Raw genomic sequence first — 1462 nt, forward strand, 5'->3', positions numbered from 1 at the left:
GGCGGTGGTCTAATCTAAGGTGAAATGATTAATTTTAGGGATGGTTTTTACGCAACATTTCTGCGCTGCTTGCGGCAGTGAACATATTCGCCGTAACGGCAGCGCTGGGGGCCATGCCAAATACCAGTGCAAAGGCTGCGGGCATCAAGCCCGTTTTACCCCCGCCGCCGTGGCCAAAGCGCTGCAGTATGCGCAGGTGGACGAGTTGCTGGGCGAGCGCAACTCGCAGCGCAGCATTGCCCGCGTGACGGGTATCTCGCGGGTGACGATTGCCAGCCGGATAAAAAAAAGCGCAAGCGGCTTCGCCGGCGCTCCCGCGCTTGCGCCCCAAAAAGGACCAGAAAAAGGAGTGGGAAGCGCTGGAGCTGGATGAAATGTGGACCTTCGTGGGCCGCAAGAAGCGCAAAGTCTGGCTGTGGTTGGCCGTCGAACGGGCCAGCCGGCGCATCGTGGCCTGGGTGCTGGGCCGACGGGACGCGGCCACGGCCCGGCGCTTGTGGTTGGCTCTGCCTCCGCGCTACCACCGCCATTGCTGGTATTTTACCGACCTGTGGGAGGCCTACGTGGAGGTGTTGCCCCGCTGGCACCATCGCCGCTGCCCCAAGGGCAGCGGCGGAACAAGTATTGTCGAAGCCATCAACTGTTCGCTACGCCAGCGCTGTGGGGTGCTCGTGCGAAAATCTTGTTCCTTCAGCAAGTCGCTGAGTATGCACACCGCCCGGATTAAAATTGTAATTGACCGGTACAATACCACCTTGAATTAGACCACCGCCAATTTCCTACCGTCCGCGAAAACGATTGTAGTAGGGTCAGTATAGTCCTTTTTGGCAATTACATTCGCCAACAGGAACTGCTTTTCCTCTTTTTCTGAAACTATTACATACGATGCTCCTGAATCAATCACAAAATAATATGACTTGTTTTCTACTTTTAAGCCAATAGCTTGAAGGTTATTGATTGGTAGTGTAGAAATTCTAGTAGGTGAGTCAGGGCCTTCTACACCTCCAATAATCGAATTTATTGGAGATGTCTTATTCTGACCGGCGTTTTTCGAGGCTAGCTGCACGCATGGAAGAAAAATCTCCTTTGCGTAAACGCTATTAGGGTCACTCGCAAGTCCCATTTCCTTAGCACCAGGTACGATGTATTTAATCTTTTCATAGACACAATTTACAGCAACATCAATGTCGATTAGGCGGACAGTAGCAGAGTCCATTGACGCTACCATGCTTTTTCTCATTACATCCATCATCTGCTGTTTTTTAAAAACTTCAATTTTATTCGGTCCTTCATTTAAACCGGCAACAGTAGAGTTGTTGTAGCGGTTTATCAATGAGTTAAGCAGAAATTCCACAAACCTGCACACACTTCCAGCGCCACATCGAACTGTTCCAGGTTGTGCATCCGCAAACGGTCTGATAAAATACGATACCTTTTTAGACCCCCGATGCTGTGTTCCACT

3 protein-coding genes are annotated in these 1462 nt (G+C 51.0%); 2 read left to right on the forward strand and 1 reads right to left on the reverse strand.

Going from position 1 to position 1462, the window contains the following annotated elements:
- The first annotated feature begins 169 nt into the window (after window positions 1-169).
- Both GM79_RS24850 and GM79_RS09795 read left to right on the forward strand, forming a co-directional pair.
- On the forward strand, window positions 170-373 hold the full coding sequence (locus tag GM79_RS24850; protein WP_152559931.1) for a hypothetical protein: 204 nt from the start codon (window positions 170-172) through the stop codon (window positions 371-373).
- Window positions 321-764, forward strand: a complete 444-nt coding sequence (locus GM79_RS09795) for an IS1 family transposase (protein ID WP_051718714.1) — start codon at window positions 321-323, stop codon at window positions 762-764. The genes GM79_RS24850 and GM79_RS09795 overlap by 53 nt, the downstream gene beginning before the upstream one ends.
- Here GM79_RS09795 and GM79_RS09800 read toward each other — a convergent pair.
- Window positions 761-1462, reverse strand: a 702-nt coding sequence (locus GM79_RS09800) for a hypothetical protein (RefSeq protein ID WP_235184031.1), incomplete at its 5' end; no start/stop codon positions are given. The genes GM79_RS09795 and GM79_RS09800 overlap by 4 nt on opposite strands.

The sequence above is a fragment of the Hymenobacter sp. IS2118 genome, from assembly GCF_000715495.1.
Taxonomy (GTDB): Bacteria; Bacteroidota; Bacteroidia; order Cytophagales; family Hymenobacteraceae; genus Hymenobacter.